Annotated in this window: 10 protein-coding genes and 1 pseudogene; 4 read left to right on the forward strand and 7 right to left on the reverse strand. The window is 65.5% G+C overall.

The features are described 5' to 3' along the window. Positions 1-54 precede the first annotated feature (54 nt). Positions 55-1,257, forward strand: a complete 1,203-nt coding sequence (locus Apa02nite_RS11925) for a methyltransferase domain-containing protein (RefSeq protein WP_203825098.1) — start codon at positions 55-57, stop codon at positions 1,255-1,257. Further along, positions 1,254-2,378 (forward strand): aminotransferase class I/II-fold pyridoxal phosphate-dependent enzyme, encoded by a 1,125-nt coding sequence (locus Apa02nite_RS11930; RefSeq protein ID WP_203825099.1) that lies wholly within the window; start codon positions 1,254-1,256, stop codon positions 2,376-2,378. The genes Apa02nite_RS11925 and Apa02nite_RS11930 overlap by 4 nt, the downstream gene beginning before the upstream one ends. Here the strand turns inward: Apa02nite_RS11930 and Apa02nite_RS11935 are convergent. Both Apa02nite_RS11935 and Apa02nite_RS11940 read right to left on the reverse strand, forming a co-directional pair. After that, a complete protein-coding gene (locus Apa02nite_RS11935; protein ID WP_203825100.1) occupies positions 2,309-3,376 on the reverse strand; it encodes an aminotransferase class I/II-fold pyridoxal phosphate-dependent enzyme in 1,068 nt (355 codons plus the stop codon). The genes Apa02nite_RS11930 and Apa02nite_RS11935 overlap by 70 nt on opposite strands. A 10-nt stretch (positions 3,377-3,386) precedes the next feature. Beyond that, positions 3,387-4,259: a 2-hydroxyacid dehydrogenase gene (locus tag Apa02nite_RS11940; protein WP_203825101.1), complete on the reverse strand. Its 873-nt coding sequence runs from the start codon at positions 4,257-4,259 to the stop codon at positions 3,387-3,389. Positions 4,260-4,405: 146 nt separating this feature from the next. On the opposite strand from Apa02nite_RS11940, the gene Apa02nite_RS11945 reads away from it, so the two are divergent. Further along, positions 4,406-5,143: an SDR family NAD(P)-dependent oxidoreductase gene (locus Apa02nite_RS11945; protein ID WP_203825102.1), complete on the forward strand. Its 738-nt coding sequence runs from the start codon at positions 4,406-4,408 to the stop codon at positions 5,141-5,143. Here Apa02nite_RS11945 and Apa02nite_RS11950 read toward each other — a convergent pair. Beyond that, positions 5,140-6,066, reverse strand: coding sequence for an agmatinase family protein (locus Apa02nite_RS11950; protein WP_239164267.1), 927 nt, complete (start codon positions 6,064-6,066; stop codon positions 5,140-5,142). The genes Apa02nite_RS11945 and Apa02nite_RS11950 overlap by 4 nt on opposite strands. A gap of 375 nt (positions 6,067-6,441) precedes the next feature. Here Apa02nite_RS11950 and Apa02nite_RS52325 point away from each other — a divergent pair, with 375 nt between their 5' ends. Beyond that, positions 6,442-6,567 carry a hypothetical protein gene (locus Apa02nite_RS52325; RefSeq protein WP_203825104.1) on the forward strand — a complete coding sequence of 42 codons (126 nt, stop codon included), beginning with the start codon at positions 6,442-6,444 and terminating at the stop codon, positions 6,565-6,567. Between the two features lie 193 nt (positions 6,568-6,760). Here the strand turns inward: Apa02nite_RS52325 and Apa02nite_RS11960 are convergent. The 4 genes and pseudogenes from Apa02nite_RS11960 to Apa02nite_RS11975 form a co-directional block, all read right to left on the reverse strand. Further along, a pseudogene (locus tag Apa02nite_RS11960) lies at positions 6,761-7,639 on the reverse strand (IS5 family transposase). 150 nt (positions 7,640-7,789) lie between these two features. Next, positions 7,790-10,600 carry a hypothetical protein gene (locus tag Apa02nite_RS11965; protein ID WP_203825105.1) on the reverse strand — a complete coding sequence of 937 codons (2,811 nt, stop codon included), beginning with the start codon at positions 10,598-10,600 and terminating at the stop codon, positions 7,790-7,792. A 231-nt stretch (positions 10,601-10,831) separates the two neighbouring features. Beyond that, the gene (locus Apa02nite_RS11970) at positions 10,832-13,648 is read right to left on the reverse strand and encodes a DUF6042 family protein (RefSeq protein WP_203825106.1); all 2,817 of its coding nucleotides are present in this window, start codon (positions 13,646-13,648) and stop codon (positions 10,832-10,834) included. Positions 13,649-14,585: 937 nt separating this feature from the next. Continuing rightward, a complete protein-coding gene (locus tag Apa02nite_RS11975) occupies positions 14,586-14,945 on the reverse strand; it encodes a hypothetical protein (protein WP_203825107.1) in 360 nt (119 codons plus the stop codon). Positions 14,946-15,075: the final 130 nt, after the last annotated feature.

A 15,075-nucleotide genomic window follows, 5' to 3' on the forward strand; every position in this document is an offset into this window, starting at 1 on the left:
GCACATCCAGAAGTCGTACGGAGCATCGACGAGAGACTACGCACCTGCGCTTTCGTGGCGGACATCGTGGTCGTCGAGGCGCACACTAAGGTGCTCGATCTTGACGGGCGGCCGCGGCCGTTCGTGCGGGTGCTGACCCGAAGCGACGAAAAAGCCTCCGTTTTGGCCGACAAGCTCGCTGATCTTGCGGATGTGGAGACGGTGCTCATCGGCTTCCATCCGATCCGGCAAGCGACCATGGAAGGGCAGCTCGCCGAGGCGCTACAACCAGTCGCGCAGGCGTTCACCGCCTTCGCGTTGCATGCTTTTCTGGATACTGGTCTGGCGCGCAGCATTGAGTCAGGGATGGCTGACCTGGCCGCTCTGGCCGATCGGCATGCGATGGATCCGGACCGGCTATCCGCGCTGCTCGGTTACCTGGTCAATGAGCGCTATCTCACCCGGGTGGCCGACCGGTGGGAGCTGACTGGCAAGATGCGGGCAGTCGCCCGCATCGAGCCGTGGTACACCCTGCTGATCGGCGGTTACGGGCAGCTTCTGCCGACCATCCGGGAGTTGCTTCCCGCTGGCGCCCCGTTCGGAAGCCGGGACGCCGTCGCTGTCGGTCGCGGCAGTTGCGGCATCAGTCAATACGACGCGATCCCGATGATCGTGTCGCTTTTGAGCGGTGAAAACGCCCTACTCGGACGGATCATCGACATCGGATGCGGCGACGGCTCGTTCCTGGCATCCCTGATCAAGCAGAACCAAGCCGAGGCCGGGATCGGACTCGACAGCGATCCCGGTAGCATCCGAGCCGCCAATGAGTCCATCGATTCGTGGGGCCTGGCGTCGAGACTGTCGTTCCAAACCACGACTGTGCAGGACTTCATCGCCGCTCAATCCGGTGACGGTCGCCGCGACTGCTTCCTGGCCTCGTTCGTGCTCCAGGAAATCCTGGAGCAGCAGGGCGAGGAGAGCTTACGGTCGGTGTTGCGGGCGATCAGTCGACGAGGTTCACGCCTTCTCGTCGTCGAGGTTGAGCCCGGCCGGGACGGTCTGGACATGACCACCGGCCTGGCCAACCGGTATTACAACGCATATTTCCTGCTGCATGCGCTGACTGAGCAGCGGCTGGCTAGCCGCGATTACTGGGAGGCGATTTTCGCGGACTGCGGGTTTTCCGTCGCCCGATCGGCCACGGTGAACCCAGAGGTCGATTCGACTGGGCTGGAGTTCGGGCTACTGCTGTCGCCGCGGAGCGGGTGGGTGGCTTGACGCTGAGTGCTTTGCAGAGGCAGCTCGCCCATGTGCGGGCACACCCGGAGATCCGCTGGATTGACGGCATCGAGAACGTGCCTGTGTGGCCCGGTCGCCACCCGCTGACCGGAAGGCTTAGTGCTGCTCGCTACGCGGCCAGGTACGAGGATCCGCGCGGCGAACCACTCCTGATCGATGCGGTGCTTCAGCGGGAACGCGATCGCGGCAAATCGGTCGAGGGGTCGGGTGTGTGCATAACGCACGGTGGCCTCGCTGGACTCGGCCTGGTCTTCCGGCATCTCCGCTCGTCCGGGCTGCGGACACTGATCTGCCAAATGCCGATGCTGTCTAGCATCCATCTTCTTGCCGTTTCCGCCGGCCTCTCGGTCCGCGGCGTGGGCTCGGACGAGTTCCTTGACTACATGGCAAATGATGCTTCCCGCGATGCAGCGCTGTATCTCTGCTCGCCACACAACCCGACCGGCGCTGTATGGGACGAGGCAGAGATCAAGACCCTTATGAGCGGGCGCGCCGACAACTTCCGCCTAGTCGTAGACGGCGTCTACGATTCGTTCGTTTTCGGCGAGCGGCCTTGTTTCGGTTACCTCGAAGACCCGCGCATCTTCTACATCGACTCGATGTCGAAGAGCTACGGTTCGCCGGGCCTGCGTGTCGGCTGGGTCGTCGGAGCCCCCGATGAGGTGGACCGGCTGGTGGTCCGGAACGAGTTCGAGAACATCGCCGTGGGCGGGCTCAACCAGGAGCTCGCACGTCGCCTCTTGGAGCATGGCAATGTCGCCCTGATTGACCGGGTGGTTGACGGACGCCGGCAGGTGATCCGGTGGTGGTCCCGACTGAACGCCGCTGGGGCAGCTGAGGGTCAGCTATCCGTCGACGGTGGCACCCAGGCGTGCGTTCCGCTGCCGGTGGGCCTCGATGTCGAGCTCCTCTCCCACCGGCTCCTCACCGATTTCCACCTGGTGCTCGTTAGCTCTGCCAACTACCACAACGTCCCCGGCGCAGCTCCATTCCTGCGGGTGCCGTTGGGGTGTGACCCCCAGCGGCTCTGTCAGATTCTTGAGGCGCTGGAGCCCGCTATCGTCTCCCAGTACGGAGACAGCAGATTGACCCTGATGTAGCCGGGCCAGCCGTGCAGTCCGAAGTGTCGCTCGTCCATCGTCAAGCACTCGCGGCGAATGTTATCGCCTACCACGGCGAACGTGAAATAGCTTGCGTTCGGTGTGGCCATCTCCGGGCCAATCAGGCCGTCGGACAGCAGTCGGCGATGCTGCCTGGCGATGTGGCCGGTTAGGAGCGCATTGCCTTCCGCGCTGTTCAACGCCTTCATTATGGCCACCGCCTGCAGATAGCCGATGGTGCTCGTGGAACCGGTAATGTTGGAGCAGGGATAGCGGATGTCCTCTTTGAAGCGCTCCGGATAGATCAGGTAAGCGAAGCGGACTCCGTGGACGGCCAAGCTTTTGGTTGGGCAGACCAGTCTGACCGTCAAGTCCGGCAGAAGGCGCGATGTCTGTTCGGGCGCCCGAGGCTGATCCCACTGGGTGTATTGGAAGGTGCCGTCGACGAAGACTAGTGATCCAGTGTCCGCCTGCCAATCCCGAATGCGGTCAAAATGCTTCTCGTGCACTTTCGTGCCGGCCATCCAGATGGGATCGCAGAAGAGCAGAGTGGACCGTTCGGTGGGCAGTCTTAGGTCCGCGTCGCCGTGCAGAGGCATGGTTGAGATCGGGGTAAGTCTGATGCCGAGCCGTTGCGCGAAGTAGTAACACGAGTAGTAAATCGGTGGAACGTAGAAGATCTCGGTGATGCCCTGTGCTTGCGCGAACAGGAAGATGGTTAACAGTAGAGGGCTGGAGCCATTGGTCATGTAGATCGAGTTGGGGGCGATCTCGATGCCGTCGGCGTTCGCGTGGAAGTCCTGGATCAGGGTCGCCAAGTCGGCGGCCTCGCTGAGGATGTCGTAGCACTCCATCTGGTCGGCGGAGTAGGTGTGCGGCACATATTCGAAGGGATTGACTGTCTCCCAACCGGAGAGGAACTTTCCCTCGCCGATCCGGCGCCACTGCATGTCGATGTCCTGGTGCAGCCGAAGGATCTCTTGACCGTCGATTTCCATTGCCACCCTCTCACAAGACGGGGTTCACCCGTTCGCCGGCAATCCAGCCGCTTAACGCAGCCGCCCAGGTGTCCGCCCACCTCAGCTGACATTCGTACGTCCACCAGCCGTTTAAGTGGGTCGTGACGAGGTTCGGCACACCGGCGTAGCGAGTCGGGTCGCCGATGACATCGATGCCCGCGCCGGCCAGATGACCGTCGACCAGCGCCTGGTGGAGCGCCGGGAAATCCACGAGTTCGTCGGCGGAGACGTTGATCAGCACTGCCCCGTTCTTCATCCGGGCGATCGCCTCGGCATTGATCACCTTTTCGGTATCCGCGTCGAGCGGCGCTGTGAGAAAGAGGACATCGGCGACGGCGAACAGCTCCGCTCGCTCCATCCACTGCCCGATGCCACCTCGGCGCCCCGATCGATTGGTGTATGCCACCTGCATGCCGAGTGCATCGCAGGCTCGGGCCACTCGTTTCCCGATGTCACCGAGCCCGAAGATCCCGGCAGTGCGACCGTTGACGTCGTGGGCAATGAAGGCGGTGGTCTGAGTCGCGCCCTGCTGGATGGCCTGGTCAATCTCACTAATGCGCCGGCCAACTGAGAGCATCAGCCCGATCGCGAGCTCCGCCACCGAAGGCCCGGCATAGCCCGCCGTATTGCTGACGCCGATGCCGCGCTTACGACAGTAGTCGAGATCAACGTTGTCGTAGGCGGTGCCCATACAGATCACCAGTCGGAGGCCTGGAAAGCGCCGCAAAGTTTCCCCACCGAGTTCGCCGTTGGGGCCGATCAAGACCTCGATAGTGGTGGGGTCCCTCCGGTCCGGGTCGTCATCGTCCGTCCACGTGCATTGAGCGATCTTCTCCAGATTCGCGACGATCGGCTGTGGCACACCACTCCGGTTCGCTAGAACAAGAACTTGGGGTCGCGAGGTCAACGTGGTCTCCAAGGCGCAGCGATACGGTAGTGGTCATCATGTCCAACGAAGAGAAGCTGGATCGCCGTGTGGGGTGACAGATTGTCGACAGGGCGGTGCCCATGACCGTTGCGATCGTCACCGGCGCGTCGACCGGTATCGGACGTTCGGTTGCCGTCGCTCTGGGGCGCCGAAAGTGTCACGTAGTTGTGGTGTCTCGGTCGGACGATGACGGCAACCGGGAGACCTTGGCAGAGGTCGAGGCAGCGGGTGGAAGCGGCGTTCAAATCACGGCGGACGTAGGTACCTCGTCCGGGGTAGCAAGGGTCTTTGCCGCGGCCGATGGCGAACCGCGGTTCCTGATCAACAACGCCGGCCGCAACGTGGCAACACCTTTTCGGCACTGGGCGGAGGGCGACTGGGACGAGATGTATCGAACCAACCTCCGGTCGGTGGCCCTGATGAGCCAACGCTTCGTGACCCGGCTTGAGTCCAGTGGCGGGACAGCGACCGGTGCTATCGTCAATGTCTCCTCGATCCGCGGGCTCGACGGCGCCTCGACCGGCGACACGGCGGCATACTCGGCCGCTAAGGCAGGGGTGATTAGCCTGACCGGTGCCCTCGCCAAAGAACTCGCGCCTTCGGTCACGGTCAACTGCGTGACTCCGGGGTACGTGCGCACCGCGTATCTCGCGCAGACGTCCAGGGAGCAGCGACGCGCTTGGCTCGGCAGCGTGCCGATCGCTCGTTTCATTGAACCGCACGAAGTGGCCGACGCGATTCTTTTCTTGCTCGACCATCGTGCGTTGACCGGCGCCAATCTCGTGATTGACGGTGGTTGGCGGATGGCTGCTGCCTAGCCTTCGTCCACATGTCGATCGAGCAACGGTCGGGTTGGATCCCACTGTTGCGCATCTCCACCCTCCTCCCCGCTTCGTGCGATGCTGCTCAAAGCCTCAAGGACAACGCGATTGGCAAGCAGCGCAGTGATGTCGGCATGGTCGTAGGGTGGAGAGACCTCGACAACGTCAACACCCGCCAGAGGAACTCGCGAGCAGATCCTCCGCACGGCGTCCAGCAGCGCTCGCGCGCTCAAGCCGCCGGGCTCCGGCGTGCCAGTGCCAGGGGCGGCAGCAGGATCGCATACATCAATATCGACCGAGAGGAAGACCGCTTCTGAGCACTGAAGCGCGGTCTCGATCGCTTCGTCAATACAGACCATCAGCCCTCTATGCTCTATCTCGGCCATCTCGTAGGACCGCATGCGATGCTGGGCCATCCACCGGAGCACCTCCGGTGGTGGCCAGTAGCCACGCAATCCGAGCTGAAGAAACTGATCGCCACGAATCGCGCCCGATTCGATCAAGCGCCGCATCGGCGCTCCGTGCCCCCAGAGCGAGCCGAACTCGATATGGCCGGTATCGGCATGTGCGTCGAAGTGAATCAAGCTGACGCTGCCATGACCCCTCACGTTGGCCACGCCCCTCACGTCGGCATAGGTGATTGAATGATCGCCACCTAGGATGATTGGGAGGGCGCCATTAGATGCGACGCTCTCTACCGCCATCTCAAGCTGACCGAGCGCTCTTCGCGCATCGCCGGAGAACATTTCAACGTCTCCGGCGTCGCGGATGATCAAGTCACAGAAAGCGTCCCTGCCCATCGCCAGAGAGGGGCGAGACGCATTATGGGGTAGGTAGTCGCATGTTCTAATAGCTTGGGGCCCGAAGCGCGTGCCTGGCCGGTGAGACGTCCCGCCGTCGAAGGGCGCACCAAGGATCACGACGTCGCAGGCTCGGAGCGAATCCGGATCCTGCAGGCTGCAACGTTCGGCACCCAGGAAAGTAACATCAGGACCGTACTGAGATCCGTATCGATCCAACGCGTCTGCCCCCCAGTGAGGAATCGCATGGAGATCTGGTCAGAGCGTTGCAGACATTGACGAAGAGCGCCAGTGTTACTTACTCCGGGGAGGTCGGTCGCGGCCTGTTCGGGTTGATCTAGCGTTGGGTCCGTTTGGAGATTGTTCTGCGGGTTCCGGTAGATAGTGATCACTCGATGGCATGAAAATGAACATCGGTCGCGCCGCGCCGGTCGGCTGCACGGTTGGGCTGGTCATGAGCGCGCGTAGCGGTACCCCAGCGACGAGCAGTGGGCCTTGCTCGGCCCGTTCCTGGACGCCTGGGGAGCCACACGGAGCTCGGTAGCTGGCCGCCAAGGCGAACAGGATCTTCGGGAGATTATCAACGCGATCCTGTATGCCACAGAAACCGGTTACTTATGACTATTTCGTCCTGTGGCGCAATGACGGCACTGATCCGGCGATCCACGATCTGCTGCACGGCCAGGCCCGCGAGAGCCGGCCGGACCGAGGACCCCGTCCGCGGTCGCCCTGGATACCAGTCGATCCGGGCGGCGAACCACGTTCCGGCCGCCACGACGGGCAAAGACGCGGGTAGGGCCTGTATCGAAGTCGCTTACAGCCATTCGTTGATCGCGGCGATGGTCACGGTGGCTTCGTAGCGGACGGCCAGCTTGTCGTATCGAGTGGCGACTCCACGGTTGCGCTTGAGCCGGTTGATCCCGCACTCGACAGCATGCCGCTGCTTGTACAGCTCGGGGTCGAAGGCCGGCGGCCGGCCGCCCTTCCAGCCGAGCTTGCGCCGGTTGGCGTCCTGGTCAACCCTTGGACGGGATGGTCGCCTTGATGCCACGCCGACGCAGGTAGCGGCGGGTTTTTCGGCTGGTGTAGGCCTTGTCGGCCAGGACCCGATCCGGACGGGTCCTGGGCCGGCCGCCGCCAAGCCGCGGCACCCGGATGCCGTCGACCACCGCGATGAACTGCGGGTTGTCCCCACGCTGTCCGGCTGTCAGCACGATCGACAACGGCTTCTGGCCCTGCTCGCACCCCAGATGCAGCTTCGTGGTCAGGCCGCCACGAGACCTGCCCAGCGCATGATCAGCCGGCTCGACGCGCACCCCGCCCGGGAGTTCCGCCTGCAGATCCCCCTTTTACGCGCGCCAGCAGCATGCTGATGCGCGCGGGCGATCGTCGAGTCCACCGAGACATCCCAGACGATCTGGCCGGCCGCGTCCGCGACGGCCTGCAAAGCGGTCAGGATCCGCGTCCAGGTCCCGTCGCGCTGCCAGCGCCGAAACAGTGCGTACGCCGCCGACCAGGATCCATACGCCACGGGTATGTCCCGCCACGGAGCACCCACCCGGATACGCCACCGGACCCCATCGATGAGCTGCCGTTTCGTCCACTGCGACGGCCGGCCCGGCCTGCGACCGGGCGGCAACAGCGGCTCCAGCGCCGCCCACTGCACGTCGGTCAGGTCGTGCCGCCGCGTCACCGCTAAGGTGTCCACGAGGTCTCCGGTGGTCTCCGGTTTTGCTTGGTCGCTAAACCAACTACCGGAGACCTCGCTGCCTATCGATCAACGACACGCGTGACCTCCACCGCCGTGGGACCACTTCGATACAGGCTCTAGACGGGCCGTTCCTCAAGGTTCGTGGGTCGCGACGGGCCGGCTTGTGCCGATGATTCGGGCTGTGGTGCCGGTGACTATTTTCAGGATCTCCGTGCGGGTCCTGCTCCACGCGATGGCCGGTCGCGCGGTTGCGGTGGCTGGCTCGGGAAGCGATGAGATCAGCCGCTTGACCAGCAACATCACCAGGACGTCCCCGCCGTGCCGTTGCCCGCTGTTTCGGCACGAGGCGCAGGTGACAACCGTGTTGGTGATCGGGCTGGTGCCCAGGCAGTCTGGGCACCGTAAAAGCGGTCCGGCCGCGTGGCGGGCGAGCGTGCGGGCGAACGCATACGGTCCTTCGCCGCCGTAGCCCCAGGCGAACGCCCCTCGGGCGCCGGCCTCCTCGTCGCGCAGCAGTGCCGTTTGACCGTCGGGGTATTCGATGACGACCAGATGCTCGCCCTCGGAATCGATCACCCCGTGATAACGCCAGTTCGGTAGCCGAAGCTGACCGGCCGCCTGGTCGAGCACGCTGAGCAGATGGCGCGACCCGTCTTCGGACGAAGGCATCACCGCCTCCGTGAGATCCGTCGTGATCGCCCATGCCGTCATGACCTCGACGAGGGTGCGCGGGTAAGACAGGACCAGGCGCGACCGGGGTGCCTCGTCGGCGTCGTCATGGCGCTGCTCGACGGGCACCTCGACGGACTCATCTTCCTCAAGCAAATAGGGCTCGTCCTCGTCGCAGGCGGTGTACAGGTCGTCGAGGGTCGCGGCCAGATGCCGCGACGGCGTCTGGTCGCCGTTCAGCCGGGCGGCCAGGGCGTCGGCCCATAATGTCAGCAGCAGTGCCGTGGTGTAGGCGGCGTCCGTGGCCCGCGGCTGGTGGGCGAGTTCGTCGAGCGCGAGCTCTCGGATCGGCTCGGGCAGCCGTGTGACGGTGTCCGTGACCGGGCGCGCGGTGCGGGATTCGGATAGCCAGCCGGCGGCCCGCAACACAGATTGCCACGCTTGTGCGGCGAGTTCGAACTCGGAACCGCTCGCCTGCCAGGGCAGATAACGCAGCCTGTCGGTCGGGTTCTCCGCCTCCACGGCCCGGACCGGCAAAGCCCGGCGCAGGTCGTCGGATTCTCTGAGCAGTCCTGCGATGACAACGGCACCGCGGGCCGCGACGGCGGGTGAGCTGGTGTGGTAGGTGGAGCGGTTGACGAACAGGTAGAGGGCGTCGGTGTACACGCTGAGCGCGACTTGGTCGTCGGCGTTGGCTGCGGCGGTGGCCAGGCTGAGCAGACGCCGCCCGGTCAGCAGCGCCCGCCGGTCGTAGCCGTTCCTGAACGCCGCGATTCCCAGATCTCGTAGCGCTTCGGCGATCAGCGCGGCCGGGCTGGGCCGACGCGATAGGTGGGCGACACGCCAACCGGTGCGGTCAGCGGGGATCGACGGCCCGGAATCCGCCCCGATCAGCTTGACGCCGATCGTTTCCAAATGGGTCTCGATGGCGTCGCATCGGGAGTACCGGCGCTGGGTGTAGAGCGCGGTCCCGATCCGGGTGAGGCGCTCGATGTCAGCGCCGAAGCTTCCCGCCTCGTGATGCCCACCAGACCAGCCGATCGATGCCGAGCGGGGCGAAGCGAGGACCGCGAGCAGCCGGTCGACAGTCGACTCCAGCAGCTCATAGCTCCCGTCGAAGCCCGGGGCCGGGGCCGCGTTGGGAAACCGCGCACTGAGATCGTCGGGAACCAGCGTCGATAGCAGCCGACTGATCGTATCGACATTTGCGGGCTCGCGCGTCGACGCGTGGACCTGATCGTAGGCTGACCCTTCCAGTTGCGGCCGGACGGTCGGCGTGACTCGCGGCGTGAGAGCGCGGTCTGCGAGTCGGGTTGCCCGCGATGGGGGAGCAGGTGCAGGCTTGTCGGGCCATGCGGGTAGCTCCACGACGGCGAGCACGTCCTGCGGGGTCATGACGTGCACGAGCCGCGCCACTACGACTTCGGCCACGCCGTCGAGCGCCTCGGCGGCGACCTGATGGCGACCGGCCGCCCGGTCCTGCACCGCAAGATCGAAAAGCACGTCAAGAACTGCGCCGCAGACCGTCTGCGACCAGCTCAGCCGCACGCCCAGCGCGGTGAGCGCCATCACTGCCGCCTGGTGTACCGGAGCCGTCTCCCGGCCAAGATCAGCGCCGACCTCGCGAACGGAGCGTGCGACGTCATCCGCCTCCCACACTGTGTTCGGTCCGGAGCAGAGGGTGACGCTCCACGTCACCGCCGCCAGCCGGTGCTCGGCGACCGGCAGCCGGGAGCTGCCGACCAGGTCCCCGAGCACCGCCACCTCCCGGGAGAGATCGCGGCGGCGACCGGGCTCGGAGCGCAGGGCGCGCCGGGCGACGTGATTGACCAGCCATTCCGGCGTGGCCCGCCGAGCTCCGCTCGACGTGGCCCCACCGACGATCACGATCGACAGCACCAGGCACGTGAACGCCGCCCGGGTCGTGACAGCGCTCGGATTGGCCGCCAGCCCCAGCGGCACACAGACTCCTAGCAAGGCGGCGACCCCCACCGACGTAGCCATCCGCCAGCCGGCCACGACGCTGACCGTGCGCCACGAGAACTGTGACAAAGCCTGCGTCGCGACCGCGACGACGGCCGGGATCACCACCAGCAGCGCCGCGGCGACGGCCGCGATCGCTGCATCGACCGTGGCCTGATATGAGCCCGCGTCCGCTGCCCTCGAGATCGGCATCAGCCATACCACGGTCAGCGCAACGGCCAGCGAAGTCACCGCAGCCGACAAGGTCAGCACACGCCGCCACCATCCGCAGTCCCGAAACCAGAACGTCACAGCACGAGTATCAGCGGTACCCACCACTGTCGACGCTCGCCCCCCGCACTCACCCTGGCCGAGTGCGTGTGCCGGTTGTTGTGACGTCGCTCGCGGCGGTCATTGTCGGCGAGCGGCGCCTCCTGAGGACATCGAGGACCACCGTAAGCGACGATTACCAGCTGGGATTCGGGCTGGAACCCCTACACCAGAGCGCGATGACTGTGATGTAGATGCTGGCATGGAGCAGGCTCATGGGGCTGTATCCCCGATGGGCGATGGTCTCTCCGGGAGTTCTGGCTCGCCGAACCAGACTTCCTGAATCTCGTGTTTCCAGATCAGCAGCCCGCGGTCAGCGAGTTCCTGGAACGCCTGCGCAGCGGCCAGAACCGAGGTCCGCCCTTCGACCGCGGCCTGCGCCAAGCTGTAGAAGCTCGAGTCGCCGCCCGAGAATCGGGCGGCGAACGGCAACGCCCCGAGTGTCGTGATCAATCCTTCCTTGTCCTCACCTACCTGGCTGAACTGCTCAGCAACACGCTGATAGACCTGCCACGGTGGCCCGGACCACCGCAGACTACGCAAATCGATTTCTTCCTCGTGGTCGTCCTTCGGGCCCCAGCCGAGCAGCAGGGTGATCCGGGCGTGCCCAGCGAGGTGTTCCAGATCGGCCGGGGCGACGTCTACCGAGAACCGTTGCACCCTGGCTTCCCGATAGCGGATCATGCCGTCGAGCGCGACGCGGACCACGGAGGTGTCCATCGTTGCCTCGTCGGCGAGCCGTTGCACGCTGGTTGTCAGAACTTCCGGGCGTCCCCGGTCGCGGAGGTGCTGAAAAAGCTGGTCGGTGGCCGGTAAGATCCGAGTCAACAGGGCCACGCGTTGCTCATCCTGTACGAACTCGTCGGGCAGCGTCAGGACCTGCGCGACCTCCGGTAGATCGTCCTCGCACCGCCACCGCTCGACACCGTTCTCGGTCTGGTGGTGATAGACGCCGATCGTGGCCAGTGTCTCAGCGAGTTCGCCGACCGTGGTCGGCAGCCTGAGCCCCCGTGCCGCCAGCGCCGTTCGCAGCGACTCCCGGGACCGGATCTTCAGCAGGTTCGTCTCCATGTCGGCGTCGTCGCTGATTCCCCAGCTCAGGCCGGTCTGGCTACCCTTAGGGAGCGTTTCTGCGCGGCTAATGCCTATCTGGTCGAACAACTCGTCCAGACTGCCGTCGAGGTCCAAGACGGTGGCGGTGGCGACGGCGATCTCGACGAACATCGCCTCGTACGGAAGCAGCCGCTGCCAGCCGGACGGCGTCCAACCACGGCGTAGGTGTCTGACAACCGAGCTGACTTCCTCTGGCAGCTGGCCGGAGATCAGATACTCCCGGAAGAGGTCCCAGTACGTGTCGAGCCGGCCGCCGACGTCCACCAGCAGCCGAGCGGCGATCAGCGAGTCGATGACAACTGCCGGAGCCAAGTCGGCCGCTTCGTCGGCGGGGACCGGCGCCGCCGATGCGATCTTCTCCAGGGCACGCCGTTCCATCGGCCGTAGGCCCGCAAGGTCCTGCTCGAACAGTGCCGCGACATCGAGCTGCTGATGTGCCAGCACCTTCGTGCTTCGACCGGTGATGTGCTCGGCGAGCTTCTTCAGCAGCCACGGGAGTCCCTGACCGTAGGTCCGCAGCCGTGCCGCCGTGCCGGCCGACAGCCCGGCGTGCGGGCTGGTCAGGAAACCGTCGATCTCGTCTTCCGTCCAGGTCTGGAGCGTGAACACCGCCGATGCCGCCAGAATCTGGTGCCGGACCGGGTGCGCGATATCCGTGGACCAATCGGCCAGGTCGGTGCGCCAGGCGAAACCCAGTGTCAGCGGAATACCGGCGCCGGACATCGCGAGGAGCAGGTCCCGGAAGTCTCGGGCAGCCAGTTCGTCGCCGAACACGGACTCGAACTGGTCGAAGAACAACAGAAGTGGCCGTCCCGACGTGTTCCACGTCGCGTCTCCGACACTGCGGACAGCGCTCGCCACGCCGTCCCAGGACTGCTCGCCTCCGAGCGTGACGAGTCCAGCCGTCGCGGCCTGGTCGACGAACTGCCGCAACGCCGCAGCGGCGTACCCGTGGTGGCTCACAGCACGGGTGTCCAAGACGGTGGCACAGCCCCCGCGCCGTTCGATCTCGTCCTTGAGGCGCAGGGCGACCGAACTCTTGCCCCACCCCGATTTGGCGTGGATCACGACGGAGGAGACCGCGCCGACCTGCTCCACGATCTCGCTGATCAGCCGTTCTCTGCCGACGAAGAACTCGGCAGCGGCGGGCAGCCGATGGTCCAGGCCGCTCTCACCGCCCCGCACCTCCACCAGCACAGGCAGGTCCGCTTCCACCCCGGCGGGTGGCACGCCAGAGGTACCCCAGTACGCGACGATAGGAAGGCCGCGGGCGTACCGGTCTGCCGCGACCAGGGTCACCACCGGCTCAGGTACCGGGACCGGACCCCAGACCACGACCTCAACGCCCTGCCTGGTGTCTATGTCCAGTACAACTCGCGCCGAGAAGATCCCGTGCTCGGTGACCACCAAGGCTGGGTCGACGAGCATCCGGTCGCGCAGCGGCACGGGAAGAGGCTCGATTAGGTGCAACTGTCGGGCGATGTCAGCGACCCGGTCGGCGTCGAAGTACCTGAAGAGGCTGTCCCTGGCCTGGATGGTGCGAGCCTGTTCGGCGCCTTCACTCGTCAATCCTGGCAGCACGAACATGAGCCCTTCAGTCTCGGGCTCGGCCAGCCGCCGCGCATGAACCTTGCCGTAGAACGCGACCAGTTCCTTGGCCGGGACGGGACTGCTGTAAGCCTTGCACTCCACCAACACGGTCCGGCCGTTGCTGACATGGGTGAGCACGATGTCCAGCTCGATACCGTTGCTGGTCACGTTGAGATTCTCCCGGCGTGGCTCGGTGAATCCGAATCGGGCCGAAAGCCGTGCGATGAAATGCTCGAAGAGATGACCTCTTGCGTTGGCGATCTCCGAAGGACTATCGCCCTCGGCGACTACGACGACCTTCGTCTCTTGAACCGTCATCGCGTGCATACGATGACGATATCGAGCACAGTAATCATTCCGCGCCGGCCGCATGCCGCGACGGCCTCCCGGCCCGGCTGGGGTCGACGGGTTATGCGCGTGTAAGGGCGTTGCGCAGGTCCGCCGGTCCGCCGCGGCAGGAGTAGAGCCGCCATGCAAGGCCGAGATCGTCCGGGATTGGAAGCCGCCGCCAACGGGCGCACCACCCTGGCCTCCGCCACACACCCGCAGCTGCTCAACGTAGCTTGCCGGGCCGCACCCGCCCCGCCCCGCCCCGCCAAGTGAAGTGAAGTGAACACCATGACCGGCCGCGAGCAGGGTCCTTCAGTTGACGGCCGAAGGGCGGCTGCCCAACGCTACGATCGGCCGGTGCCAGCTGATCGGCGAGGCGCCGGCCGTGGGATCTCCAGTTCGAGGCGGATCCACTCGGCCCGCTCCTGTAGGAAGGCCACTTGGTCCAACCAGCGGCCTTCCTGCTTATTCTCACCGCAGACGAGCCACGTCGGGACCCGAGCCAACAGACCCGGCAGGCACATGTCAAAGATCCTGCCGCGGGCCGGACCGAACTGCTTGTGGAACGCGACGATCGGCCGTGGATAGTCCGTGAGAGCAGCATCCGTATGTTGCGCTCGGGGCTGACGCGACGCCAATCGCGCGGCCCAGAGTGTTGCGCTGCCACCCAGTCGACCGGGTGGCAGCGGTGCCGGTCGGCCCGCAGAGCACGATCGGTGCACCAGCGATGTGCGGCATGTCGGCCCCCGCCGCGGCCCCTTCGATGAGACCAGACGCTGGCCGAAGCGGGCGCCCAGTCGGTCGATGACGGCGGTGATCGTCGCCGGCCACGGGCACCTCTGGTTGACCGCACACCAGGACGCTGGGGTTGCTCATCGCGAAAACCGTCACCGACTCTCGCCATTGTGGGCATCGGCATGCGGGTGGGTTGTCACTACGGCGCAGGCGGCTCGTGCTCGGCGGCGCCGGGATGGCCCGCGTCGGTCCGCGGCTCACGCTGGGCCTGCTCCAGTACGGCATACGAGACCCACTGGGTGACATCGGCATATTGGTACCCGCCGTTGCGCCATGCCGCCTGGGCTGCCAGGCCGGTGAGTAGGACCAGTGCCGGCGGAGGCTGCCACGGTGCGCCACCGGCGGCGTCGCTGCGGCGGGCCCGCCCGGTCTGTCGGGCCTGCTGCTCGAGCCGGACGGCAGCGTACGTTTCGACACTGACATCCAGCGCGTCGGCGCCGGCCTTCAGGTCGGCGAAGAGGCCGTCGTCGAGTTCAACGAGGAATGTGGTGCGGGCCATCAGCATGTTCTCCTCTCGTTGGGGCGAGCCGTCATGACGTCGCGGTCGGCTCGCTGGTGTCCGGGCTGGCTGGCGATGTGGTGTTGGAGAACCGGAACCGATCATGGAGGCTGTCGAGCAGGCAGCCTGC

It is taken from the genome of Actinoplanes palleronii (assembly GCF_016862315.1).
Classification (GTDB): domain Bacteria; phylum Actinomycetota; class Actinomycetes; order Mycobacteriales; family Micromonosporaceae; genus Actinoplanes; species Actinoplanes palleronii.